General features: G+C 70.4%; 23 protein-coding genes. 6 read left to right on the top strand and 17 right to left on the bottom strand.

Annotated features, from left to right (window positions below; translation table 11 throughout):
- Positions 1-137: 137 nt before the first annotated feature.
- From kynU to ACIBKX_RS23165, 10 genes are all read right to left on the bottom strand, one after another.
- Positions 138-1,343 (bottom strand): kynureninase, encoded by a 1,206-nt coding sequence (kynU, locus tag ACIBKX_RS23210; RefSeq protein ID WP_363270150.1) that lies wholly within the window; start codon positions 1,341-1,343, stop codon positions 138-140.
- Positions 1,336-2,157, bottom strand: coding sequence for a tryptophan 2,3-dioxygenase family protein (locus ACIBKX_RS23205; protein WP_363270501.1), 822 nt, complete (start codon positions 2,155-2,157; stop codon positions 1,336-1,338). The genes kynU and ACIBKX_RS23205 overlap by 8 nt, the downstream gene beginning before the upstream one ends.
- Positions 2,158-2,324: 167 nt before the next feature.
- Positions 2,325-2,738 carry a DUF3151 domain-containing protein gene (locus ACIBKX_RS23200; RefSeq protein ID WP_363270151.1) on the bottom strand — a complete coding sequence of 138 codons (414 nt, stop codon included), beginning with the start codon at positions 2,736-2,738 and terminating at the stop codon, positions 2,325-2,327.
- 90 nt (positions 2,739-2,828) lie between these two features.
- Positions 2,829-3,851: a class II fructose-bisphosphate aldolase gene (gene fbaA / locus ACIBKX_RS23195; protein ID WP_363270152.1), complete on the bottom strand. Its 1,023-nt coding sequence runs from the start codon at positions 3,849-3,851 to the stop codon at positions 2,829-2,831.
- 130 nt (positions 3,852-3,981) lie between these two features.
- Positions 3,982-4,533, bottom strand: coding sequence for an orotate phosphoribosyltransferase (gene pyrE, locus ACIBKX_RS23190; protein ID WP_030788873.1), 552 nt, complete (start codon positions 4,531-4,533; stop codon positions 3,982-3,984).
- A gap of 28 nt (positions 4,534-4,561) precedes the next feature.
- Positions 4,562-5,356, bottom strand: a complete 795-nt coding sequence (locus ACIBKX_RS23185; RefSeq protein WP_363270153.1) for an aldose 1-epimerase — start codon at positions 5,354-5,356, stop codon at positions 4,562-4,564.
- Positions 5,357-5,405: 49 nt separating this feature from the next.
- Positions 5,406-6,215 (bottom strand): SRPBCC domain-containing protein, encoded by an 810-nt coding sequence (locus tag ACIBKX_RS23180; protein ID WP_363270154.1) that lies wholly within the window; start codon positions 6,213-6,215, stop codon positions 5,406-5,408.
- A 46-nt stretch (positions 6,216-6,261) separates the two neighbouring features.
- Entirely contained in the window at positions 6,262-7,836 is a 1,575-nt protein-coding gene (locus tag ACIBKX_RS23175; protein WP_363270155.1) for a polyamine aminopropyltransferase, read from the bottom strand.
- A gap of 117 nt (positions 7,837-7,953) precedes the next feature.
- Positions 7,954-8,472: a DUF2617 family protein gene (locus ACIBKX_RS23170; RefSeq protein WP_363270156.1), complete on the bottom strand. Its 519-nt coding sequence runs from the start codon at positions 8,470-8,472 to the stop codon at positions 7,954-7,956.
- Positions 8,473-8,800: 328 nt separating this feature from the next.
- Positions 8,801-9,046 (bottom strand): hypothetical protein, encoded by a 246-nt coding sequence (locus ACIBKX_RS23165; protein WP_363270157.1) that lies wholly within the window; start codon positions 9,044-9,046, stop codon positions 8,801-8,803.
- A gap of 168 nt (positions 9,047-9,214) precedes the next feature.
- On the opposite strand from ACIBKX_RS23165, the gene ACIBKX_RS23160 reads away from it, so the two are divergent.
- On the top strand, positions 9,215-10,429 hold the full coding sequence (locus ACIBKX_RS23160) for a pyridoxal phosphate-dependent aminotransferase (RefSeq protein ID WP_363270158.1): 1,215 nt from the start codon (positions 9,215-9,217) through the stop codon (positions 10,427-10,429).
- Positions 10,430-10,595: 166 nt separating this feature from the next.
- On the opposite strand, the gene ACIBKX_RS23155 is transcribed toward ACIBKX_RS23160, so the two are convergent.
- From ACIBKX_RS23155 to ACIBKX_RS23145, 3 genes are all read right to left on the bottom strand, one after another.
- On the bottom strand, positions 10,596-11,138 hold the full coding sequence (locus ACIBKX_RS23155; protein ID WP_363270159.1) for a YbjN domain-containing protein: 543 nt from the start codon (positions 11,136-11,138) through the stop codon (positions 10,596-10,598).
- Between the two features lie 93 nt (positions 11,139-11,231).
- Positions 11,232-13,877, bottom strand: coding sequence for an ATP-dependent chaperone ClpB (gene clpB / locus ACIBKX_RS23150; protein WP_363270160.1), 2,646 nt, complete (start codon positions 13,875-13,877; stop codon positions 11,232-11,234).
- A 222-nt stretch (positions 13,878-14,099) separates the two neighbouring features.
- Positions 14,100-14,459, bottom strand: coding sequence for a hypothetical protein (locus ACIBKX_RS23145; protein ID WP_363270161.1), 360 nt, complete (start codon positions 14,457-14,459; stop codon positions 14,100-14,102).
- Between the two features lie 317 nt (positions 14,460-14,776).
- Between ACIBKX_RS23145 and ACIBKX_RS23140 the strand changes: the two genes are divergently transcribed.
- Positions 14,777-15,769 carry a helix-turn-helix transcriptional regulator gene (locus ACIBKX_RS23140; protein WP_363270162.1) on the top strand — a complete coding sequence of 331 codons (993 nt, stop codon included), beginning with the start codon at positions 14,777-14,779 and terminating at the stop codon, positions 15,767-15,769.
- Positions 15,770-17,167: 1,398 nt separating this feature from the next.
- On the opposite strand, the gene ACIBKX_RS23135 is transcribed toward ACIBKX_RS23140, so the two are convergent.
- Entirely contained in the window at positions 17,168-18,112 is a 945-nt protein-coding gene (locus ACIBKX_RS23135) for an SGNH/GDSL hydrolase family protein (RefSeq protein WP_363270163.1), read from the bottom strand.
- A 269-nt stretch (positions 18,113-18,381) separates the two neighbouring features.
- Here ACIBKX_RS23135 and ACIBKX_RS23130 point away from each other — a divergent pair, with 269 nt between their 5' ends.
- Both ACIBKX_RS23130 and ACIBKX_RS23125 read left to right on the top strand, forming a co-directional pair.
- Positions 18,382-18,768 (top strand): nuclear transport factor 2 family protein, encoded by a 387-nt coding sequence (locus ACIBKX_RS23130; protein ID WP_363270164.1) that lies wholly within the window; start codon positions 18,382-18,384, stop codon positions 18,766-18,768.
- 118 nt (positions 18,769-18,886) lie between these two features.
- Positions 18,887-20,047, top strand: a complete 1,161-nt coding sequence (locus tag ACIBKX_RS23125; RefSeq protein WP_363270165.1) for an FAD-dependent oxidoreductase — start codon at positions 18,887-18,889, stop codon at positions 20,045-20,047.
- A 46-nt stretch (positions 20,048-20,093) separates the two neighbouring features.
- On the opposite strand, the gene ACIBKX_RS23120 is transcribed toward ACIBKX_RS23125, so the two are convergent.
- The gene (locus ACIBKX_RS23120; protein WP_363270167.1) at positions 20,094-20,519 is read right to left on the bottom strand and encodes a MarR family transcriptional regulator; all 426 of its coding nucleotides are present in this window, start codon (positions 20,517-20,519) and stop codon (positions 20,094-20,096) included.
- Positions 20,520-20,698: 179 nt separating this feature from the next.
- Between ACIBKX_RS23120 and ACIBKX_RS23115 the strand changes: the two genes are divergently transcribed.
- Positions 20,699-21,598: an LLM class flavin-dependent oxidoreductase gene (locus ACIBKX_RS23115; protein ID WP_363270168.1), complete on the top strand. Its 900-nt coding sequence runs from the start codon at positions 20,699-20,701 to the stop codon at positions 21,596-21,598.
- 29 nt (positions 21,599-21,627) lie between these two features.
- Here the strand turns inward: ACIBKX_RS23115 and ACIBKX_RS23110 are convergent, their stop codons facing one another.
- Entirely contained in the window at positions 21,628-21,993 is a 366-nt protein-coding gene (locus tag ACIBKX_RS23110) for a PH domain-containing protein (protein WP_363270169.1), read from the bottom strand.
- 87 nt (positions 21,994-22,080) lie between these two features.
- Positions 22,081-22,782 (bottom strand): DUF4232 domain-containing protein, encoded by a 702-nt coding sequence (locus tag ACIBKX_RS23105; RefSeq protein ID WP_363270170.1) that lies wholly within the window; start codon positions 22,780-22,782, stop codon positions 22,081-22,083.
- A gap of 310 nt (positions 22,783-23,092) precedes the next feature.
- Here ACIBKX_RS23105 and ACIBKX_RS23100 point away from each other — a divergent pair, with 310 nt between their 5' ends.
- The gene (locus ACIBKX_RS23100; protein ID WP_363270171.1) at positions 23,093-24,331 is read left to right on the top strand and encodes a cation:proton antiporter; all 1,239 of its coding nucleotides are present in this window, start codon (positions 23,093-23,095) and stop codon (positions 24,329-24,331) included.
- The last annotated feature ends 24 nt before the right edge of the window (positions 24,332-24,355 follow it).

The following is a 24,355-nucleotide window of genomic DNA, read 5'->3' as shown; positions in this document are numbered from 1 at the left end:
GCGGGCGCCTACCTGGGGGGGTGGGGGGTTCGGCGGGCGGGGGATACCTCCGTCGCCGGGTGCTCCCCCCCCCCGCCCCCCGGCCCGCGCCCGGGGGGGGGGGGCCGCCCCCGCACCCCGTGTCCGAACGCCGGAAGCTACCCGGCCAACGTCTCGGCAAGCACTCCGGCCGCCCGCTCGACGTCCGCGAAGCCCACGTACAGCGGCGTGAAGCCGAACCGCAGCACGTCCGGCGCCCGGAAGTCACCGACCACGCCCGCGTCGACCAGGCGCCGCATCACGTCCCCGGCGTCCGGGCACCGCAGCGCCACCTGGCTGCCCCGCTCGGCGTGGTCTGCGGGCGTGATCGCCTCGACACGGCCGGCGGGCACGTACGCCGCCACGCACTCCAGGAAGAAGTCCGTCAGGGCAAGGGACTTGGCCCGCACGGCGTCGATCGAGACCCCGTCCCAGACGTCGAGGGCGGCCTCCAGGGCCAGCATCGAGAGGATGTCCGGCGTGCCGACCCGGCCCCGGACGGCCCCCTCGGCCGCCTCGAACTCCGGCCGCATCCCGAAGGGTTCGGCGTGCGAGTTCCAGCCGGGCAGCGGCGAGTCGAAGCGCCCCTGCAGATCCGCCCGTACGTAGATGTACGCAGGTGAACCGGGCCCCCCGTTCAGGTACTTGTACGTACACCCGATCGCGAGGTCCACGCCGTGCTCGTCGAGGCCGACCGGCAGCGCACCGGCGGTGTGGCACAGGTCCCAGACGACCAGTGCCCCCGCCTCGTGCACGGCCGCCGTCAGCGCGGGCAGATCGTGCAGCCGCCCGGTGCGGTAGTCGGCGTGGTTCAGGAGCACCACGGCCGTCCGCGGACCGAGCACGCCCCGCACCTCGCCCGGCGCGACCGGCACGATCCGGCAGCCGGTGAGCCGCGCCGCGGACTCGGCGATGTACCCGTCCGTGGGAAACGTCGTCGCGTCAACGACGATCTCGTCGCGCCCCCCGGTCGGGCCACCCGTCATCCGTACGGCCGCGACCAGTGCCTTGAACACGTTCACGCTGGTCGAGTCGCCGACCACGATCTGGCCGGGGGCGGCGCCCACCAGCGGGGCTATCCGGTCGCCGATCCGCTCGGGCGCGGTCCACCAGCCGCTCTCGTCCCAGGAGCGGATCCTGAGCCGGCCCCACTGCCGTGAGATGACATCCGCTACTCGATCCTGAACCGCGACCGGCAGCGCGCCGAGCGAGTTGCCGTCCAGATAGACGGTGTCGTCCAGGACGAACTCCTTGCGCTTCGCGCCGAGTTGGTCCTCGGCATCCAGCTCTGCCGCTCGCGCCCGCAGAGTCGAACTCTCAGACATGGCTCCTCGCAGTCCACAGCTCGGGGAAGACGTTCTTCGTCGCGCGCTTCTCCAGCCAGGCCACACCGGCGGAGCCGCCCGTGCCGGTCTTGGAGCCCATCGCGCGGCGCGTCGCCACGAGATGGTCGTTGCGCCAGCGCCACACCAGCTCGCCGACATCGGTCAACGTCTCGCCCAGGCGGGCCAGTTCGTCGCTCTCGTCGCCGGAGTAGAGGTCCGTCCACACCTGCTCGACCTCGGGCGAGGGCTCGTAGCGCTGCGTCAGGTCGCGCTGCAGCACCGCGTCCGGCACCGCGTGCCCGCGCCGCGCGAGCAGCGCGAGGACCTCGTCGTACAGCGAAGGCTCCTGAAGCGCCTTCTCCAGCTCCGCGTGGACGCGCGGCGCGCCCCGGTGCGGCACCAGCATGGACGCGGACTTCTCGCCGAGCAGGAACTCCATGCGGCGGTACATCGCGGACTGGAATCCGGACCCCTCGCCGAGCGCGGAACGGTAGGAGTTGAACTGTCCGGGGGTCAGCTGGGCCAGCGGGCGCCACGAGGCGTTCAGCGCCTCAAGCTCGCGCAGGGAGCGCTTGAGCGCGGCCACCGCCACCGGTACGTCGTCACGGCGCAGGGCGTGCGAGGCGGTCTCCCACTCGTGCACGATCACGGTGAACCACAGCTCCATGACCTGGGTGGTGACCAGGAAGACCATCTCTCCGGGGTCGTCGGAGCGGGGGTGCTGGAGGTGCGTGAGAACGTCCGCCTGGACGTAGTCCTCGTACGGGGTGGTTCCTGCGAAATCGAGGTTCGGGGTCTCCGCCTCGTGGGACATCGCGGACATCGCGGTCTCCTTGAATACGTACTCCGGGTAGCGGTCCGCCCCTGCCGTTACCGACACGGGGGCCCCGGTCCCCACCGGCATCCTCCGCAAGATCCCACGAAACGGCAAGACCTGCCTGGTCACAGCGGCGTCCAGGCAGGTCGTGGGGCGTGCGAGGGCTAGCCCAGGGTGTCCGCGGCCGTCTGCGAAGAGTCCCTCAGGAAGGTCGAGCAGCGCTCGTGTTCCTCCTGCTCGCCGATGGACTGCGCGGCCCGCGCCAGGGCGTGCAGGGCGCGCAGGAAGCCGCGGTTCGGCTCGTGCTCCCACGGCACCGGGCCGTGGCCCTTCCAGCCCGCGCGGCGCAGCGAGTCCAGGCCGCGGTGGTAGCCGGTACGGGCGTACGCGTACGACTCGACGACGCTGCCCCGCTCGAACGCCTCGTCGGCGAGCTGCGCCCAGGCGAGCGAGGAGGTGGGGTACTTCGCGGCGACGTCGGCGGGCGCCGCCCCGTTCGCGAGCAGCTCGCGCGGCTCCGGGTCGTCGGGCAGGTGGGTCGGGGGCGGTCCCCCGAGCAGATCCTTGTGAATGGCCATGGGTTCCAGTCTGCGCCATGACGGCACGCGACGGGCCCGGCACCCCGTCGAGTGACGGGATACCGAGCCCTTCGCGTGATACGTCCCGTGCTACTTCAGCTTCGTGCCCGTGGAGCGCAGGTTGGCGCAGGCCTCGGTGACACGCTTGGCCATGCCCGCCTCGGCGAGCTTGCCCCAGGTGCGCGGGTCGTAGGTCTTCTTGTTGCCGACCTCGCCGTCGACCTTCAGGACGCCGTCGTAGTTCTTGAACATGTGGTCCGCGACGGGCCGCGTGAAGGCGTACTGGGTGTCCGTGTCGAGGTTCATCTTCACGACGCCGTTCTCCAGCGCGGTGGCGATCTCCTGCTCGGTGGAGCCGGAGCCGCCGTGGAAGACGAAGTCGAACGGGGACGCCTTGCCGTACTTCTCGCCGACACCCTGCTGAAGGTCCTTGAGGAGCTCGGGACGCAGGACGACGTTGCCCGGCTTGTAGACGCCGTGCACGTTGCCGAAGGACGCGGCCAGGAGGTAGCGGCCCTTCTCGCCCAGGCCGAGGGCCTCGGCGGTGCGCAGCGCGTCGTCGACGGTGGTGTACAGCTCGTCGTTGATCTCGTGCGAGACGCCGTCCTCCTCGCCACCGGTCGGGGTGATCTCGACCTCAAGGATGATCTTCGCGGCGGCGGCCTTCGCGAGCAGCTCCTGGCCGATGGCCAGGTTGTCGGCGAGGGTCTCGGCGGAGCCGTCCCACATGTGCGACTGGAACAGCGGGTTCCGGCCGGCCTTGACGCGCTCGGCGGAGATGTCGAGCAGCGGGCGGACATAGCCGTCCAGCTTGTCCTTGGGGCAGTGGTCGGTGTGCAGCGCGACGGTGATGTCGTACTTCGCGGCGACGATGTGCGCGTACTCGGCGAGGGCCACGGCGCCCGTCACCATGTCCTTGTTGTACTGGCCGCCCAGGAACTCCGCACCACCGGTGGAGATCTGGATGATGCCGTCGCTCTCGGCCTCCGCGAAGCCACGGAGGGCCGCGTGCAGGGTCTGCGAGGAGGTCACGTTGATGGCCGGGTAGGCGAACTTGCCTGCCTTCGCCCGGTCGAGCATCTCGGCGTAGACCTCGGGGGTTGCGATGGGCATGTGTCCGCTCCTTGTGATGTGCGGGTGTGTGCTTGGCCCTGACCTAAGGGGGCGACGTCATCGTCGCCCCCATCTTTCCAGACTTGTCCGGGGGCTCCAGCCGTAGGAGCGGGGAGCCTTTGTGGTCCCGTCAGTCCAGTCCGAGGTCGTCCTTCGAGTACGCGAAGAGGTACGGCACCCCGGCGCCCTCGGTGATCTTCTCGCCCGCCCCGGTGGCCCGGTCGACGATGGTCGCGACGCCGACCACCTCGGCACCGGCCTCGCGCACGGCCTCGACGGCCGTCAGCGGGGAGCCGCCGGTGGTGGAGGTGTCCTCGACGACGAGGACACGGCGGCCCTTGATGTCCGGACCCTCGACCCGGCGCTGCATGCCGTGCGCCTTGGCGGCCTTGCGGACGACGAACGCGTCGAGGCGCCTGCCGCGGGCGGCGGAGGCGTGCAGCATCGCGCCGGCGACCGGGTCGGCGCCCATGGTGAGGCCGCCGACGGCGTCGAAGTCCAGGTCGGCGGTGAGGTCGAGCAGGACCTGGCCGACCAGCGGGGCGGCCTCGCCGTCGAGGGTGATGCGGCGCAGGTCGATGTAGTAGTCGGCCTCCAGACCCGAGGAGAGGGTCACCTTGCCGTGCACCACGGCCTTGTCCTTGATCTGCTGCAGCAGCGCGCCACGTACGTCGTCAGTCATGCCAGTCATGCCTGTCAGCTTAAGGCCGCTACAGCCGGGTCCAGGTCCAGGTCGTGGTCGCCTCGAGGGGGTCGATGGGGGTGACGAGGCGGGGCAGCGTGTTGAGCCCGTCCGGCGGTCCGGTCTGCGGCTCGACGCAGACGGCGGCGTCCTGCTCGTCGTAGACGACGGCCCACTGCTCGCGGCTCCGCACGGTGAGCCGGAGCTGCTCCGGCCAGGTGAGGGTGACGTCGACTCCGTCGGGCATCCCGAAGCAGTCGTCCCAGGGGCCGGGGGTGGGCTCGATCCGCCGGCCGGTGGGCAGATGGTCGTCGCCGCGCTCCTCCTGCCAGGCGGGGCTGAAGTCGATGTCCACGTCCGCGCCGCCGCTGCCGAGGTTCCGGTTGAACCAGGGATGCCAGCCCACCTGCGCGGGGAAGGACTCGTCGTAGGTCTCGATGCCGAGGGTGAGGCTGAGGGAGTCCTCGGTGAGGGCGACGATCTGGGTGACCCGGCCGGGGTAGGGCCAGGGTTCGGCGAGGTCGTAGGTGAAGACGGCTTCGTCCTTGCCGGCCCGTGCGGTGACCCAGGCGGCGTCGCGGGCGAAGCCGTGGATGGCGTGGGGCGGCGAATTGACCGGCATCTGATGCAGGGCCCCGCCGTCACGGAACCGCCCGTCCCTGATCCGCCCGCACCAGGGGACCATCGGGAAACATCCGTACCGATCCCCCTGCCGCAGCAGCTCGACGCCGCCTACGCGCAGACTCCCCACCCGGCATCCGTTGCCGGGCCGCACGATCACTTCCGCGTCACCCGCGGCCAGGCTCACATCATCAGTCGTCACGGGTCCGACCCTACGGGGGTTCCCCTCCGGGCGGCCAAGACCGCCGGGACTACCGCCTCTTCCGCAGGACCCGGCCCACCACGATCGCCGAGGCAAGGACCACCGCAGCGGCCGGTGCCGCCCAGCGGAGGGTCGCGCTCGTGGACATCGCCTCCGCCGCGGGGGCGGGTGCGTACCGGCCGCGGGGCGGCGCGTGGTCGACCTCCTCCGCGCTGCGGCCGATCATCGTCCGCCGTGCGTGCGCGGCCTCCGCGGGCGGCGCGATGATCTCGTCGGCCGTGCCGTCGCCGGCCGCGCCGTCGCCGTCCACGTCGTCGAAGGACGAGGGCGGCACCTCCGTCTCGAAGACGGACAGCTCGGCGGCCTCCGGGCCCGGCGCCTCGGGCTCGGGACCGGCCTCCTCGGGCTCGGAGCCAGCCACCTCGGGCTCGGGGGAAGCCGCGCCCAGCCCCTCCCCGAACCGTTCGAGCAGCCTCCGCGCCGCCCCCTCCACAGCCTGTGGAGAACTTTCCGCGACGCGGCCGTCCCCGTCCGCCGTACCGTCGAAGAGGACCCGCGTCCCCCCGTCGGCCGGAACCAGCCGCACGGTCAGCGAGAGCTTCACGGAGCCGCTGCCCCGCACCTCGACGCCCTCGCCCTCCACCGCGTACGAATCGTCGGCCCGCGCGGCGATCCGCACCGCGCCCCGATACGTGATCGTGTGCCCCCCGACCCGCACCTTGAGGCGGCCGGACAGCGGCGAGGCCGCCTCGTCCGCGTCGCGCTGGAGACCGGGCACCGCGCCCGCGACCCTCTCGGGATCGCCGAGCACCCGCCTCAGACGGTCTGCGGGAACCGGAACGAACACCTCATGCTCCATGGCAGTCGAGCCTACCCACGGGCCCCGCACCATGTACGTCAGTTCGTCAGTTCGCGTACCGCGGGTGCACCAGTGTGGAGGGGGTGAGGCCCCGTCGCCGCGCCCGTTCGGCGGACTCCACGCCCGCCTCCCGCAGCACCGCCGTCCGGGGTGCGGCCAGACCCGCCGGGCCCCGCGCGGCGAGCACGAAACCCCAGTCGCGCGGCGCCGCCCCGCCCGCCGCGCCCGACCGGTCGGGCCCCGCCGCGAACCCGGAGACCCTGCCGCCCGCCCGGTACGGCGCGGTCCGCAGCCCGGCCGCCCGCAGCGTCGCCTCCACCGTCCAGAAGACGCGGGGCCGGGTGCTTGCGGGACCCGCGTGCACCATCAGCCGCCCGCCGGGCGCGAGCGCACGGGACGCGAGGCCGTAGAACTCCTGGGAGTACAGCTTCATGCTCGCGGTGATGCCGGGGTCCGGCAGATCGGAGATCACCACGTCGTACGTACGCGGCGGCTTCCGCAGCCACCGGAACGCGTCACCCGTCTCCACCCGCACCCGGCGGTCCCGGAACACCTGCCCGTTGAGCTCGCTCAGCGCGGGATCGCTGCGCGCCAACTCGACCACCCCCGGGTCGAGCTCCACCACGTCCACCAGCTCGACCCCCCGATGCCGCAGCACCTCGCGCGCCGCGAGCCCGTCGCCACCGCCGAGGATCAGCACCCGCGCGTGCGCACCGCTCATCGCGGGATGCACGAGCGCCCGGTGATAGCGCCGCTCGTCCCGCCCGCTGACCCGGAGCCGCCCGTCGAGATAGAGGTCGAGCTCGCCCTGCGGCCCTCCGGTGAGCACCACTTCCTGTACGTCGGTCTGGACGGCGACCCGCACACCCTTCCCGTACACCGCACGCCGCGCCGCCTCCTCGAAGGGGCGGACGAGCACCGCGGCCGACGCCAGCAGCCCGAGCACCGTGACGTTCGCGACGATCAGGACCCACCGCCCCCGCACGCTCAGGTCCCGCCGGAAGAGACCGAACACCAGCGCCCCGCCCGCGAGCGCGTTGATCGCCCCGGTCATCAGCGCCCCCGTCAGCTGGCCCAGGTGCGGAAGCAGCAGGAAGGGGAAGGCGAGCCCGCCCACCAGCGCGCCCACATAGTCGGCGGCGAACAGGTCCGACACCGCCCCGCTCGCGTCCTGCCGCCGGATCCGCTGGATCAGCACCATCAGCAGCGGCACCTCGGCACCGATGAGCAGCCCGATGGCGAGCGAGAACGCCACGAGCAGATAGCGGGAGCCGCTCGCCCACACCTCGCCCCGGTCACCGGTCCAGGCGAACGCCGCGTACAACGCCATCGCGCTCAGCCCGCCGACCAGCGCGAGCGCCGCCTCGACCAGGCCGAACCCGGCCGCCGCCCGCCAGCGCAGCCGCTTGGCGAGCAGCGAGCCGATGCCCATGGCGAACACCATCACGGACAGGACCACCGAGGCCTGGGTGACCGAGTCACCGATCAAGTACGAGGCGAGGGCGACGAGTTCGAGTTCGTAGACCAGGCCGCAGGCCGCGCAGACGAACACGCCCGCGAGGACGAGAAACCGCCCCGTCCGGGGCGTGACGGGCAGACGCGTCGACGGCGGCTCGATCACGATGGGAACGCTACGTCACCGAACACTCACACCGGGTCCCCCACAAGGGTGCATCTGCGTCACGGAAACCGGCCGCACACCGGACGGCAGGTGCCGCCAACCGCCCGCCGGGCCGGGTCAGATGACCGCGGGGATCCGCACGCCGACCCGCGTCCGCGTCGCCACCAACTGCCCGTCCTGCGGGTACGCGTGCCACGTACGCCACTGCACCGCGCCCTCGTGCCGCTGCGCCAGCATCGCCGTGAACGCGTGCGGGCTGCCGGGGAAGACGCCGGCGAGACCGTGCGGATGCTCGGCCACCAGTGCCAGCAACTCCTGTGCCCGTCCGGCGAACTGACCGCGCGACAGCGTCTCGACGCGCGCCGCGAATTCGTACTCCCACCCCCCGAGCCGCTTGGAGACGCCGAGCGGCAGCGGCGTACTGCTGCCCGGAATACAGGCGACGGTCTCGGAGCAGTTGCCCTGTTCCTCTTCGAGGAGCACTTGATGGGAGGCCCCCAGGAGCCTCAGCTCCATCCTGGCGTCCGCCAGCTCCAGTTCGAGTGTGGCCAGCGCGGGCAGCGGCTCGCGCCCCAGGGTCCAGGCGAGGTCCGCGGCGCACGTGTCGGTATAGACAGTCTTCAGGGTCGTGAGCATGGGTCGGCTCCGCTAACACGCAATGGAGGTGGTGCCGGCGCACCCGGTCGGACACCGGGAGGCCGGAATGCCGGCTCGTGCCCACGAGGACGCTGGGACGCTTCGGCGGTCCAGGTCGTCCGTCCGAGGGCGGCGCTGACGATTAAGAGGGAATCATGGAGTGCTGCACTGCCACAGCGTTTTTACCCAACTTCGTAGGGTTTCCATCCCCTCGGGGGCTCCCCAGCTCAACTGTTCAATGACTTGTCCGTGTCTCAACGACAAAGTGCCCGGCAGGAGTTGTCTCCTGCCGGGCACTTCAACGGATGGACGGACCAGCTGCCCCGTGTCAGCTGCCTCCGCCACCTCCACAGCCGCCCCCGCCGCCCCCGCCACAGGAGGAGCCGCCGCCGCAGGAGGACCCGCCGCCACAGGAGCTGCCGCCGCTGTCGCCACCGCCGGCCCACCAGCTGCCGCCGGACGCCGCACCGGACGATCCCGAGTACGAACGGCGGCTCCCCCTGCCGCCGCCTGCCGCCGCCGCGAGCGCCACGACGACCAGGACCACCGCCACCAACACGAAGACCAAGACCATGACCTTCACGCTCCTTTCCGTTCCCCCGAAGCAGGCCCCCCGTGGGTCCGCGTTCTTTTCTGTGCCGTTCTTGCGTGTGCTGTTCTTGCGTGAAAGGGGAATGCCCCGGCCCGAGCCGACCCAAAGCAGAGTTGAGGAAGTCCAGAGGTTCGGCGCAGGATGGCGGCCATGACCTCCACTTCCGGGAACGGCCGCCCCCTGCTCAACCGCCGCCTCGCCGAGTTCGGCACGACGATTTTCGCCGAGATGTCCGCGCTCGCGGTGAAAACGGGCGCGATCAACCTCGGCCAGGGCTTCCCCGACACGGACGGCCCCGAGGAGGTCCGCGAGGCCGCCGTCCGCGCGCTGCGCGACGGCCGCGGCAACCAGTACCCGCCGGGCCCCGGCATCCCGGAGCTGCGCAACGCCATCGCCGCACACCAGGAGCGTACGTACGCACTCTCCTACGACCCCGACCGCGAGGTCCTGGTCACGGCGGGCGCCACCGAGGCGATCGCGGCATCGCTGCTGGCGCTGGTGGAACCGGGCGACGAGGTGATCGCCCTGGAGCCGTACTACGACTCGTACGCGGCGTCGATCGCGCTGGCGGGCGGAACGCGGGTCCCGGTGACCCTGCGCCCGGACACGACGGCGGGCCGCTTCCGCCTGGACTTGGACGAACTGCGCGACGCCATCACGCCCCGCACCCGACTGCTCCTCCTCAACACCCCGCACAACCCGACCGGCACGGTCCTCACCCGTGAGGAGCTGACGCAGATCGCGGCGCTGGCCGTGGAGCGCGACCTCCTCGTCATCACGGACGAGGTCTACGAACACCTCGTCTTCGACGACGGCGACGGCACGACACACATCCCGCTCGCGTCCTTCCCCGGCATGCGCGAGCGCACGGTGACGATCGGCTCGGCGGGCAAGACGTTCTCGTTCACCGGCTGGAAGGTGGGCTGGGTGACGTCGACCCCGGAGCTGGTGACGGCGGTCCGCTCGGCGAAGCAGTTCCTCACCTATGTCTCCTCGGGCCCGTTCCAGTACGCCATCGCGGAGGCGCTGGCCCTCCCCGAGTCGTACTTCTCCGCCTTCCGCGAGGACATGCGAGCCAAGCGGGACCTGCTCGCCACGGGCCTGACGGCCGCGGGCTTCCAGGTGTACCGCCCGGCGGGCACGTACTTCATCACCACGGACATCCGCCCCCTGGGAGCCGTGTCCTCCAAAGAGGGCGACGGCTTTGCCTTCTGCCGCTCCCTGCCGGAGCGCATCGGCGTGGTGGCCATCCCGAACGCGGTCTTCTACGACCACAGGGACGCGGGCGCTCCGTTCGTGCGGTTCGCGTTCTGCAAGAAGGACGAGGTGTTGTCGGAGGCGGTGTCGAGGCTGAAGTCCCTCTGACCACGGAGGCCGCTGCCGCTGATCGTCCCGCTCGCCCGCGACATGGCGAAAGCCCGGCCGAGGAGCGCCTACCTGGTGGTGGGCGCCCTGGCCGGGCTCTCGCGCGCGTATGGGACGTATCTGGTGACGATCGCCCACATGCCGCCGTGGTTCCTGCGACCGGGCCTCAGGCCTCGTCGTCGCCGGGCTTCTCGTCGCCCTCGGCGGAGTCGACCTCCTGCTCGAGGCCCAGCTGCTCGACGAGCCAGCGGTCGAACTCGATGGCGGCCCGCACCCAGCTGACCGTCGAGGAGACGAAGTGCTCGAGCGCGACGCCGGTGCCGATCAGCATCTGCGCCTCGCCGATGAGGCGGACGGTGCCGTCGTCGTGGGTGTGGGTGTAGACCTTCGGCCACAGCGTGCGGCGGTTCCAGTCGTCGATCGACTCGAGGAGCTGGGCCTTCTCCTCGATCTTGTGCGCACGGTCGTAGAACGTCCGTACCGAGAAGACCTGCTGGTCGCCCTCGCCACGGAACATGAAGTACGTGCGGAACTCCTCCCACGGCGCCGCGAGGTCACCCTCTTCGTCGACGACGTGCTTGAGCTCCATCTGGTCCAGGAGCTGCTTGACCAGGTCCTGGTCGGGGACAACGGGGCCCGCCGGTCCATCGCCCTGCTGCGGTTCGGGCTGTGCCCCGAAATTCGGAATCGAGGACGGGTCGATGCTCACGTGCTTGGTCCCTTCGTACGGATTCCGCCATCCTCTCCCATGTCAGGCGGGGGCCCGCAACCCCCGCCCCACATGTGTCCGGGTTCTGTCCGCTTACAGCGTCTTTCCGGTGGCCCCGGCGGGCGTGTCCGCACCCGACGCGGGGCCCACGATGAGCCCCTCCCCGAACCTGTCCACCCGTACCGTGTCCCCGTCCTTGACCTCGCCCGCGAGGATCTCCTTGGCGAGCCGGTCGCCGATGGAGGTCTGGATGAGGCGGCGCAGCGGACGTGCGCCGTAGGCCGGGTCGTTGCCCTCCTCGGCCAGCCAGGCCAGCGCCTCGGGGGTGACGTCGAGGGTGAGCCGCCGGTCGGCGAGCCGCTTGGCGAGGCGGCCGATCTGCAGCTCGGCGATGTGCGCGAGCTCGCTCTTGTCGAGTACGGAGAAGACGACGAGATCATCGAGCCGATTCAGGAATTCCGGCTTGAAAGAGGCCCTCACGACTTCGAGGACCTGCTGCCGCTTCTCCTCCTCGCCCGTCGTCGGCTCCACCAGGCTGTGTCCACTCAAGAATTGGCTGCCAAGGTTGGAGGTGAGGATCAGGATGGTGTTGCGGAAGTCGACCGTCCGCCCCTGCCCGTCGGTGAGCCGCCCGTCGTCGAGCACCTGGAGCAGGATGTCGAAGACCTCCGGGTGCGCCTTCTCGACCTCGTCGAGGAGTACGACGGAGTAGGGCCGCCGGCGCACGGCTTCCGTCAGCTGGCCCCCCTCCTCGTACCCCACGTATCCGGGCGGGGCGCCGACCAGCCGGGCGACGCTGTGCTTCTCGCTGTACTCGCTCATGTCGATACGGACCATGGCCCGCTCGTCGTCGAAGAGGAAGTCGGCGAGGGCCTTGGCCAGCTCGGTCTTGCCGACGCCGGTGGGCCCGAGGAAGAGGAAGGACCCGGTGGGCCGGTCGGGGTCGGCGATCCCGGCCCGCGTGCGCCGCACGGCGTCCGACACGGCACGTACCGCCTCGGTCTGCCCGATGAGCCGCTTGCCGAGCTCGTCCTCCATGCGCAGCAGCTTCTGCGTCTCGCCCTCGAGGAGCCGCCCGGCCGGAATCCCGGTCCAGGAGGCGACGACATCGGCGATGTCGTCGGGCCCGACCTCTTCCTTGACCATGGTGTCCTTGTCCTTCGACACCTCCTCCTCGGCCTCGGAGGCGACTTCGAGGTCGTGCTCCAGGGTCGGGATCTCTCCGTAGAGCAGCTTGCTGGCGGTGTCGAAGTCCCCGTCGCGCTGGGCGCGCTCGGCCTGGCCGCGCAACTCGTCGAGCTTCTCCTTCAGCTCGCCGACGCGGTTGAGGGACTGCTTCTCCTTCTCCCAGCGGGCGGTGAGCCCGCGCAGCTCCTCCTCCTTGTCGGCGAGGTCGCGCCGCAGCTTCTCCAGCCGCTGCTTGCTGGCGGGGTCGGTCTCCTTGCTGAGGGCGAGCTCCTCCATCTTCAGCCGGTCGACGGAACGCTGGAGTTCATCGATCTCGACGGGAGACGAATCGATCTCCATCCGCAGCCGGGAGGCAGCCTCATCAACGAGATCGATGGCCTTGTCGGGCAGAAAGCGGGAGGTGATGTAGCGATCGGAGAGCGAGGCGGCGGCGACAAGCGCGCTATCGGCGATCTGCACCTTGTGATGGGCCTCGTACCGCCCCTTGAGTCCACGGAGAATGGCGATCGAGTCCTCGACGGACGGCTCGGCGACGAGCACCTGCTGGAAGCGGCGCTCCAGGGCGGGGTCCTTCTCGATCCGCTCGCGGTACTCGTCGAGGGTGGTGGCGCCGACCATGCGCAGCTCGCCGCGGGCCAGCATGGGCTTGAGCATGTTGCCGGCGTCCATGGCGGAGTCCCCACCAGCCCCGGCGCCCACAACGGTGTGCAACTCGTCGATGAACGTGATGATCTGCCCGTCGCTGTCCTTGATCTCGGAGAGGACGGTCTTGAGCCGCTCCTCGAACTCACCGCGGTACTTCGCACCGGCGACCATCGCGCCGAGGTCGAGCGACACGAGCCGCTTGTTCTTCAACGACTCGGGGACGTCGCCCTTCACGATCCGCTGGGCAAGCCCTTCGACGACGGCGGTCTTACCGACGCCGGGCTCACCGATCAAGACGGGATTGTTCTTGGTACGCCGGGACAGCACCTGGACGACGCGCCGGATCTCCTGATCCCGCCCGATGACCGGATCGAGCTTTCCTTCCCGCGCCGCAGCGGTGAAATCGGTCCCGAACTTCTCCAGGGCCTTGTACTGCCCCTCCGGGTCGGGTGTGCTCACCCGGCGCCCTCCCCTTGCCTTCTCGAACGCGTCGAGCAGCTTCTTCGCGGTGGCCCCGTGCCTGCCCAGGACCTCACCGGCGGCGCCGCCCTTCTCGGCGGTACCGATCAGCAGATGCTCGGTGGAGAGGTAATCATCGCCCAGCTCCTTGGCCCGCTGCGCGGCGTCGGCGATGACGGCGAGGAGCTCCCGGTTGGGCTGCGGGGGCGCGACGGTGGACCCGGTGACGCTGGGAAGTCCGCCGAGCAGGCGCTCGGCGTCGCTCCGCACGGCGACCTGATCGCCCCCGACGGCAGCAAGCAGGTCGGTGATGTTCTCGTTGTCCTGCCCTTCCAGCAGGGCGAGCAGCAGGTGGGCAGGGGTCAGGTCCGGGTTCCCCTCGGACACGGCCCGGCTGGTGGCCGCGTTGATCGCGTCCCGGCTCCGGTTCGTCAGCTCGGCGTCCACGTGCGTCTTCTCCTCCTTGCGTACCGCTTGCGGGGGCTATGCCCTTACCTGACTTAACAAGCGTACACAAAGTTGAGTCTATTCCACTCAAGGGGAGGGCATGCGGGTGCGCGGAGGCGGAATGGACCGGGCACACCACAGCGGCGCCACCGTGTTCAGGTCCACGGTGGCGCCGCTGCTGGGGGAAGCACCTGCGCGATTTACAACGACGGGGGAATCGCGTCAGGCGCTGCGGGGGGTGGCTGTAACCGCACCCGGGGCGTTCGCAGCACCCCGGCTGTCCTGCTGGTCCCGGCCGCCGACCACCTGGTGGTCGCGCCGGTCGAGATTGACGAAGACCATCCCGTACCGGATGGCACACCGCACGGGCTGCGGCGCACCTCGCGGTCGGCGGAGGCACCGGTAGGCCCGGATCTCCTCTTCTTCGTCGCGGGTGACGACGATGGGCTCACCGAGAAGCGTGACCATCAGCGAGTCGCCGGGGTGCGGGATCGCGGTGGCGAGATCGATGAAGTGCCAGCCAGAGCGGTAGGCGGTGGCCATTTCTCGGCGGAAGGTGCGATCGTCCGGAGGAGTACTCATGCCGCCACAGCCCCTGCACCGGGCTGGGTGTTCCAGGACACATCACCCTTGGCCGCCGATATCGAGGTGCTGTCCGCTGACGCCGGCCCCGGGGAGTTCCAGGACACGTCTCCCGGCGTTGCAACAGCGAAGGCCGCGGCAGCGAAGGCAACGACTAGCGCCGAGCGAAGCATTTTCGTGAACATCGTCAGCTTCGTCCTCACTTGGTAGGTTCCTCTCCCCCGGCTCCAGACAGACGATGTCTCAATCCAGCACGTCGAGGCCACAGGATCGATGCATCATGTTCCTGTACGTACAGGACCCTGGGGGGTGGAGAATTGGTTACAACAAGCACAAAACCGACACATCCCCACCTCATCACCGAACTGTGCGACGAGGGAGCACGTCTTTATGCGTGCGCCTTGAGCGCCGGACGCATCGCTCGCGCGGAAATCGAGGCGGCGCCCTGCCTCGTCGAATTCGCACTGCTGCATCCGGATCCGGATGACGCGAATTGGCTCCGTCCCGTACCGCCCTCGGCGATACTCGCGCAGCGCCTCCACCCCATCGAACGCGAGATCCGGGACCGCAGAAGGCTGAGCATTGAACTAACCGATGCGTTTGAGCCTTTCATGAACATCAGGGCCATCCCGTCGGTGGCCACTCACGCGATCACCGTTCTTGAGGGTCTCCACAGCATCAACGCCACCCTCGACGCGGCAACGGCCGCGTGCACCGACGAGATCCTCACCATCCAGCCGGGCGGCGTGCGAGGCGGCGACATGCTCTCCCAGTCGCTCGCCCGCGTAAAGGAACCGCTCAGCCGCGGTGTGCGGATGCGCACCCTGTACCAGCACACGGTCCGTCACGGCCCCGGCGTCTTCGCCTACTTGGAACAGCTGGACCCCCGGCAGATCCAGGTACGCACCCTGGAAGAACTGATCGACCGGATGATCATCTTCGACCGCTCGACGGCCGTCATTCCCGCACGTCGCGACCGGCAGGTGGCACTGGAACTCCGCCACCCCGGCCTGGTCGAGTACCTCGTCTCCGTCTTCGACCAGTTCTGGCAACAGGCGACCCCGCTACGCGAAGAGACGCCGTACAATCCCGCGGCTCACGGCGGCATCACCGGAGTCCAACGCACCATCGCCAGGCTCCTCATAGAAGGCCATGTGGACGAGGCCATCGCCCGCCGCCTCGGCATGAACGTCCGCACCTGCCGCGCCCATATCGCCAAGATCGCCGCCGCCCTGGGCAGCGGCAGCCGCGCCCAACTCGGCTACCTCATCGCCCAGTCCGGAATCCTCGACCAGGATCACCCCAGCTGACCGGAGGGCGCCGGGCCAGATTCCGCCGCTGCGAGGCTCTGTACACACTCCGGCCACAGAGCCGAACTCCCCATGACACCCCGGCACAAAGGGCCCCAAGAAACGCAGGGCCGCTCCCCCTCGGACGACCACCCCGCCATAACTCCCACCAAGAGCCCCAAAAATGCGGCCCCCCGCGGGACTTTCCACGAATCCACCGCCAGCCCGCGCCGCGCCTTCTATCCGTGCCGCCCGCCCGGAGGATCCGACCGGTCCGCACACGCCTACCGAAGCCGGAACCCAACCCGAACCGGCCGCGCCCCCTCGCCTACCCACCCGGCGGCGCGCCCCGCGACAAACAAGTCGGCAGACGGCACGACGCCCCGCCCCACAACCGCAGCGAGGGCCGGTCCCTCGGACCACACCTCCTGGTGCGACCGAGCCGCACCGAACCAGCCCGCAGACGGCGCGACGACCGACCCACGCCCCGGAGCGAAGCCGGCCTGCCGGGCCGAGCCTTCGCCGAGTGGGCGAGCCGCACCGAACCAGTCCGCAGACGGCAGGACGACCGGCACCGCCACCGGAGCCAGGCCGGCCTGTCGGGGGCGGCCCCTCCGCGTGGCCGAGCTACACCGAACCAGTCCGCACCCGGCACAAAAGCCGAACCGCCCCACCGGACCTCCCCGTGAGCCCCACCCCCCTGGCCGCCCGGTCAAAAAGGTCTCCGCGGTGGAGGCGGGCCTGTCAAGGGTGGAGCGCAAGCGGAATCGGCGAAGCCGACGCCCGAAGGGCGCCCTTTACAGGCACGCCGGAACCGCCACACTCCCCAGAAGCCGGGCGGCCCCGGCGCCGATCGAAGACACCGGGCAGCCCAAAGCAGCCGCCCCTACCGAGCCCCACCCAGCGACCGAACCCCGAACGAACTGGTCCGCACCCGGCAGGACCACCCGCCACTGCCACCGAAGCGGAACCGTCCTGTCACACCGCACCCTTCCGCCTGCCTGAGCGAAGGCCGCGACGAACCAGTCCGCAGACGGCAGAAGACAGCACACCCCATCCAGCTTCCCCTCCCCCCCCCCCGCCCGACGCCCGCCACCCTGGGCGTCCACCCCTGCCGTGGACGGCAATTCAGCTTCAGGCGGGGCTGACTGAGCGCCGGGTCATGGCGCCCAGGCGCGCGGCGCGCAACGCGCCGCCCCACCGTGCCCCGAGGACCGGGCGGCCATGCCCACCATCAACGCGACAGGCCACCCCAAGGCCACGCCCCGAGGCCCCCACGCCCTGGGCTGCACCTCGCCAGGGACGGCAGTTCACCCCAGGCGGAGCCGCGCGGCGGAACGCGGGGCCATGGCAACCCCGGCCCGGTACGCAATTCGCCGCTCCGCCGCCCGGCGCCCCTGGACACAGAGCCACGCCACCTCACCTCCCCCCAGTCGAAATCACCTCCACAATCGCCCCCGCAATCGCCGCCGCCATCCGTCGAATGCCCGGCGAACGCGCCGGGCAGGGGCGGGACTTGGCTGTCGTTGGGGACAGGCAGAAGTGGAGGTAGTCGTCACCGCGGTGCATTGATGCTTGGCCGTTCGTGTTGCAGTACTCGGGGTGGCGCCTCTCGTACGGCGTGCACGGCAGTTTTTCGGACCACGTGTACCGGGCCGACGCCGGTGCCACCGTTCGGCCCGCGTCGGCGACCACGCCGGTCGAGGCCCGCGCCTGGGACTCGTACACGGAGTTCACGCGCCGTACCCGATCCGGCGTGATCGGGTCGGGACCCTGCAGTACCCATACGACGCGCGGCGGCCTGCCGCCCCCAGCCGTGCGGATCTGCGCGGCCAGCGCCTTCGCGTCGGACGCGTACCGGGCAAGGTACTTGGCCGGGTCCTTGTCGTACGTGATGCCGTCCATGCACGGCGTATAGCCCCACGCGTTGCCCCAGAACTGGAGCACCACGTAATCCGGCCGCTCCGCACGGACCAGCGCGGCGGCCTTGTCCTTGTCCGGGACGAGGGAGTCCTTGCCGGTGCCGTCGAGGTAGTCGCAGAGCGTGGTGCCGGAGTAGGGCGCGCTGCGGTAGCGGGCGTTGAGCCGGTCACGTAACTGTTCCCCGAGGACGTCCTGGTTCTCCATGGCCAGGGAGTCGCCGAGGTACAGCACCTTCGGCGCCCGCGCGGCGGCCCGCTGCCGGGTCGTCGAGGAGGGCGATGACGGGGACGGTTCCGCGGCGGGTTTCTCCGGCCGTCCCTCCGGACCCGCGCTGCCCAAAGGCTCGGGCGCGTCCGCAGCCACGCCCCCCGACCCCGGATCCCCGCACGCCCCCAGCAGCAGTACGCCGGAAACCACCGCACCGATCCACCGCTTCCGCACGCGTCAACTCCCGCCCCAGGGACCGAAAGGGCCACCAAGGCAAGCACAGTCGCCGCCGTCTGAGAAGACACGCGGCAGAGTGCCGACGGCCGCCGCCCCGCGCACCAGGCACCCCGCCCCGCACGGCCGGCACCCCGCATTACCTGGGACGTAATCGACCCGCCCGCACCCGCCCGGCAAGCTGAACTCATCGCCGGTTGAACCGGACACACACCGAGCCGGACCCCCGGCATCCAAGCCAACAGCTGACCCGCAGGAGGCCGACCGCCATGACTGCCGCACACGACACCGCCGCTTACGAGACCGCCGCCGCCCGCTACTTCGAGGCCTGGAACGCCCAGAGCGTCGAGGACGTGGCGAAGGCCGTTGCCGCCGCCTGGACCGAGGACGGCACCTACACCGACCCGCTGGCCGCCGTCGCCGGGCACGAGGGCGTCGCCGCCGTCATCGCCGGGGCGCACGAGCAGTTCCCCGGCTTCGAGTTCCGGCAGCTCGGCGCGGTCGACGGGCATCACGGCATCGCCCGCTTCGGGTGGGAGCTGGTGTCCGTGGCGGACGGCTCCGCGCCGGTCGCCGGGTTCGACGTCATCGAGCTGGCCGCCGACGGTCGTATCCAGAACGTGCATGGATTCCTGGACAGGGTGCCTGCCGCCTAAGCCTCCAAGGCCTAAGACCGCAGTCCTACGTCTCGGATCCGATTGAAGTTCGCCCCACGAACTAATAATGTTCGTGGGGCGAACTACTTTATTCTTCGGATTTCCGGGAGTGAGAACCATGACCCGTACCCCCACCCCCAACAACCCCAACACCCCCGACCCCACCCCCACCCCCACCGTCGCCGTCGCCGTCATCGGCGGAGGCTACGGCGGCGCCACGGTCGCCAAGGCCCTGGACGAGGAGACGGACGTGATCCTCGTGGAGCCCAAGGACGCCTTCGTGCACGCCGCCGGCTCGCTGCGCGCCCTGGTCCAGCCGGACTGGGCCGGCGACAACATGTTCTTCCCGTACGACAGGCTGCTGCGACGCGGCAGGGTCATACGCGAGCGCGCCGCCTCCGTGGACACCACCGGTGTCACCCTCGCCTCCGGCGCCCGCGTCGACGCCGACTACATCGTGCTCGCCACCGGCTCCGGATACCCCTTCCCCGCGAAGACGGACACCGACGTCACCAGCGAGGCATTGGAGCGGATTCGTACGACCCACGGACAACTGGCCGCCGCCGAGCGGGTGTTGCTCGTCGGCGCCGGGCCTGTCGGGCTTGAACTCGCCGGGGAGATCAAGGCCGTCTGGCCCGAGAAGCGGGTGACCGTCGTCGACCCCGCCGACGAGCTGATGCCCGGCTTCCTGCCCGAGGTGCGTACGGAGCTGCACAGCCAACTCGAAGCCCTGGACATCGACTTGCGGCTGGGGACGGGGCTGGCCGAGGAGCCGCCGACCGCACCGGGGCGTACGGAGACCTTCACCGTACGCACGACCAGCGGTGACTCCCTCACCGCCGACATCTGGTTCCGCTGCTACGGCGTACGCGTCAACGGTGACTACCTCACGGACGGGCGTGCCGACACCCTCTCCGCCGCCCGCACCCCCCAAGGCCACGTCCACGTCACCGAGCACCTCAACATCCCCGGCCACGACCACATTTACGCCCTCGGCGACCTCACCGACACCGCCGAGGCCAAGATGGCGGCGTATGCGATGCAGCACGCCGAAGTCATCGCCGAGAACATCCTCGCCCAGGCGCGCGGCGAGCGGCCGAAGGCCGAGTACCACCCCGCGCCCACGCCCTCCGTGCTGCTTCCGCTGGGTCCGGACGGTGGCGTCGGGCAGTTCCCCACCGAGGACGGGCCTACCGTGCTGCCGGCCCAGGCGGTCAGTGAGTACAAGGGGAAGGACCTGTTCTCGGGCCGGTTCGCGGAGCTGTTCGGCACGGCGTGAACGTATCGAAGGGCCGGTGAGGGCCGGTGAGGGCCGGTGAGGGCGGTCAGTCGGCGAAGACCGCCGGCACCTTGTTGTCCCGCACCACGCGGGCGAGCAGTTCCACCAGCTTCGCGCGGTCGGCCTCGTTGAAGCCGCTCGGCAGCTCGTCGATGCGGCGGCAGGTCTCCTCGTAGAACGGCTCGACGACCCCGCGGCCCTTCGGGGTGAGCGCCACCTGGACCGCCCGGCCGTCGCGGGGGTCCGGCTCGCGGCGCACGAGCCCGTGCTGCGCGGTGCGGTCCACCAGCCCGGTGAGGCTGGACTTCGCGAGGCCGAGCATCGTGCCGAGGTCACGCATCCCGAGCGGCTGGGCCATCAGTACGCAGAGCAGCTGGCCTTGCTGGGCCGTCAGGCCGTACTCGCGGGCCGACTCCGCGTACACGGCGTTCACCAGGAACGAGGAGCGCACCAGTGCGGTGGCGATCCTCATCTCTTCACCCTCGGAATTCCCCATTGCCCCAGAATACGGCAGGGATACGGCAGTAATACGGCAGTGCGGCGGCACAGATTCGCACCACGAACTACAGAAGCCCAAACGAAAGGCACGTGAGGACCGTGAGGAATGTGAGGACTGTGAGGCACATGGATCACATGGGTCACATGGGTCACATGGCACAGTTCGGAATCGGCATCAGCACCGCGGTGGACGAGGTGGCGGACACCCTGCGGCTCGCGGTCCGCGCGGACCGGGCGGGGCTCGACCTCTTCACGGTCTCCGACCACCCGTACTACGGCGCTCGCTTCGACGCATACGCGCAGGTCGGCTTCATTCTCGGGCGTACGGAGTCGATAGCGGGCCTGGTCAGCGTGACCAACCTGCCGAGCCGCCCGGCGCCGATGCTGTCGCGGACGGTGACGTCCCTCTCGACCCTGTCCGGCGGCCGGATCGTACTCGGCATGGGTGTCGGCGGGCTCTGGGACGAGATCACGCGGCTCGGGACACAGCGGCTAGGCCCGGGAGCCGCCGTACGCGCCTTCGAGGAGGCGATCACGCTCGTGAAACTGCTCTCCGGAGGTGGTGAACCGGTGACGTTCGAGGGCGAGTTCTACCAGGTCACCGGCCTTGAACCGGCCCCCGCTGCGGCCGCCCCCGTCTGGACGGGCTCGGTCGGACCCAAATCGCTCGCCACCACCGGCAGGGTCGCCGACGGCTGGATCCCCGGCCACGCGGCGGACTGGCTCAGCCCGCGCTACCGCGAGTCCCGCCCCGTCATCGACGAGGCGGCGGCAGCGGCGGGCCGGGCCCCCGAGGACATCGCCACGGTCTACAACATCCCCGGTGTCATCACCGACGCCCCGCTCGCCGCCACCCGCGACGCCGAAGGGCGCTGGATCGGCGGCTCGGTGGAGCAGTGGACGCAGGAGCTGACCGGCGCCGTCCTGGAGCACGGCGCCTCCGGAGTCGTCTACTTCCCGGTGGGCGACGCGCCCCTGGACGTCACGCTCAGCCGCTGGGCCGAGGAGATCGTCCCGGCTGTGCGAGCGGCCACCGTGCCACGTACCGCGTAAGAGCTACCGCGCCACGTACCGCGTAAGAGCTACCGCGCCACGTACTGCGTAAGAATCGCCTGCACCTCATAGATGTCGACGCCCTTCGTGAACGTCTTCTGGATCGGCGCGGGCGAACCGGAGATCCAGATCTTGAGCTCGGCGTCGAGGTCGAAGTGCCCCGCGGTCTCCACGGCGAAGTGCGTGATGCTCCGGTACGGCACCGAGTGGTACTCGACCTTCTTGCCCGTGATCCCCTGCTTGTCGACGATCACGAGCCGCCGGTCGGTGAAGAGCATGGTGTCGCGGATCAGCAGATACGCGGCCTGCACCTGCTCGCCGTGCCCGAGCAGCCGCGCGTAGTCCTGCTGCGCCGTACCCGGATTGATCGCGTGCGCGTTCCCGAACAGTGCCATCGAGGCCCCCCAAGTGATGTGCCCGCGGAAAGAGCGGGATCTTCGGACTGCTCCGACTGTAACGCGCTGCTAAGCCTTGGGGTCGGCTCAGAAGTCGTACGGCTTGGTGGTGCTCCAGTTGGTGACCTCGGCGTCGGACCAGGTGAACTCCGACTGGGCGCCCTTGTCGTCGAGGGAGTCGGCGCTGTACGCGGGACCGGTGTCGCCGGTCTGGTCGCGCATGGCGAAGGAGAAGGCCGACGCGGTGTTCGTCTTGTCGTTGTCGGTGAAGAGGGAGACCGCGGAGTAGACCTTGCCGCCCGGCTTGACCGTGATCTTGGCGGAGCCGCCGGGGGCGTCCTCGGTGGAGTGCGACAGGACCTCCGTGGTGTCGCCGAGGATGATCGACGGGTACGACGTCACCCAGCAGGGCTTGGTGTCGGCGTTCTCGGCGGTGAGGAGGAGGTGCTCGCCCTCCTCGGCGGGGAAGCGGTGCAGCGCGGTGAGGGAGATCGAGTCGCCCTTGCAGGGCTGGACGCTGGAGGAGCCGGTGGTGGTCGTGTCCCCCGAGCCGGAGCCGCCGGCCTCGGTCTTGCCGCCACCCGCCTCGGTCTTGCCGCTGCCGCTGCCACTGCCGCCCGCCTCGGTCTTCCCCGAGCCCTTCGCGTCCTCGACCGCGGCCGCCCCCTTGTCGCTCTTGCCGCTGCTTCCGGCGTCGGCCTTGTCCGAGCCTCCGCACGCCGTCAGGGAGAGGGCGAGCGCGGCGGTGGCGGCGGCGAGGACGGTGGTGCGGAGTCGGTTGGTACGCATGCTGAGTTCCCCCGTGCGGTGGTCTGGGATCCGCGGCGGCGAGTTCCCCGCGGTGCACACAACTCTGCCGAGGCCCGCTGCCGTTCCGCTCACGCCGCACTGACGTCCCGCTAACGAATCCCTATGGCACCTCCGCAGAGCTTTCTACGGCACCTCCGCGGGACTCCCCTCACCCGCACGGTCCGCCCTCACGTGCGCGCGGCCCCCGTTCCACCGATGGTCGAAGGAACACGTTCCGCGCGAACGCAGATCCGCGCAGAACGCAGATCCACGCGGAACGCGGAACGCGGAAGCCGGAACGGGGGACGGAGTGGGCGAGCCAGGGACGCTGATCCTGATCATGACGGCCGCCGTCCTGGCCCCACTGCTCGCGCACGGCCTCAGCCACCGCGTCCGCGTCCCGCTGGTCATCTTCGAGATCGTGCTCGGCATCCTCATCGGCCCCGACGTGCTGGGCCTTGCCCACACCGGCGACGCCATCGACATGCTCTCGGACCTCGGCCTGTGCATGCTCATCTTTCTCGCCGGGCACGAGATCCAGTTCGACGAGATCCGCGGCGACACCCTGCGCCGCTCCGTCTGGGCCTGGGTGGCCGCGCTGTTCCTGGGCCTCGGTACGGCGCTCGCCCTGACCGGCCTCGACCTGTCCCGCAGCGTCATCATCGGTACCGCGCTGACCAGTACCGCGCTGGGGGCGGTGCTTCCCATCCTGCGGGACACCGGCGATCTGCGGGGCCGGTTCGGCACCGTCGTGATGGCCTTCGGGGCGGTGGGCGAGTTCGGGCCCATCATCGCCATCTCCGTGCTGCTCAGCGGCCGCGACCCGGGCATCTCGACGGTCGTACTCGCGCTGTTCGCGGCCATCACGGCAGCCGCCGTCCACTGGGCGCTGCGCCCGAGCCCGCCCTGGTTCAGCCAGGTCATCCGCACCACCCTGCACACCAGCGGGCAGTTCGCGGTGCGCTTCGTGATGCTCCTGCTGGTGGCGATGCTCGCGCTCTCGGACGCGTTCGGCCTCGACGTGCTGCTCGGCGCGTTCGCCGCCGGGCTGCTCACGCGGCTCGTGCTGCACGGGGCGGCGCCGGAGAGCGGCGAAGAGGTGCTGTCCAAGGTGGAGGCGATGGGCTTCGGCTTCCTCGTCCCGCTCTTCTACATCGTCACCGGCATCCAGTTCGACCTGGCCTCGCTCCTCGACGGCGGCCGCCCCCTGCTGCTCCTCCCCGTCTTCCTCGTCCTCTTCGTCGTCGTACGCGGAATTCCCGCATACGTCCTGGCGCCCCGCGACCTCACCCCCCGCGGCCGCAGGGCGCTGACCCTCTACACGTCCACCTGCCTGCCCCTCGTCGTGGCCATCACGACGATCGGCCTCGACGAGGACGTCCTCGGCAAGGGCGAGGCGGCCGCCCTGGTCGCCGCCGCGATGATCTCCGTGGCCGTCTTCCCGCTGCTCGGCATGGGACTGCGGGCACGGGAGCGGAAGACGACGACGCGGCCGGACGGGGCGGAGGGGGCGGAGGGGGCGGACGCGTCGGAGTCGGAGGCGTGGTGAGCGGCATGGTGAGCCGGATCCCGC

The organism is Streptomyces sp. NPDC050658, assembly GCF_044457025.1.
Lineage (GTDB): Bacteria > Actinomycetota > Actinomycetes > Streptomycetales > Streptomycetaceae > Streptomyces.
This window is presented reverse-complemented; position numbering and strand designations above follow the sequence as displayed.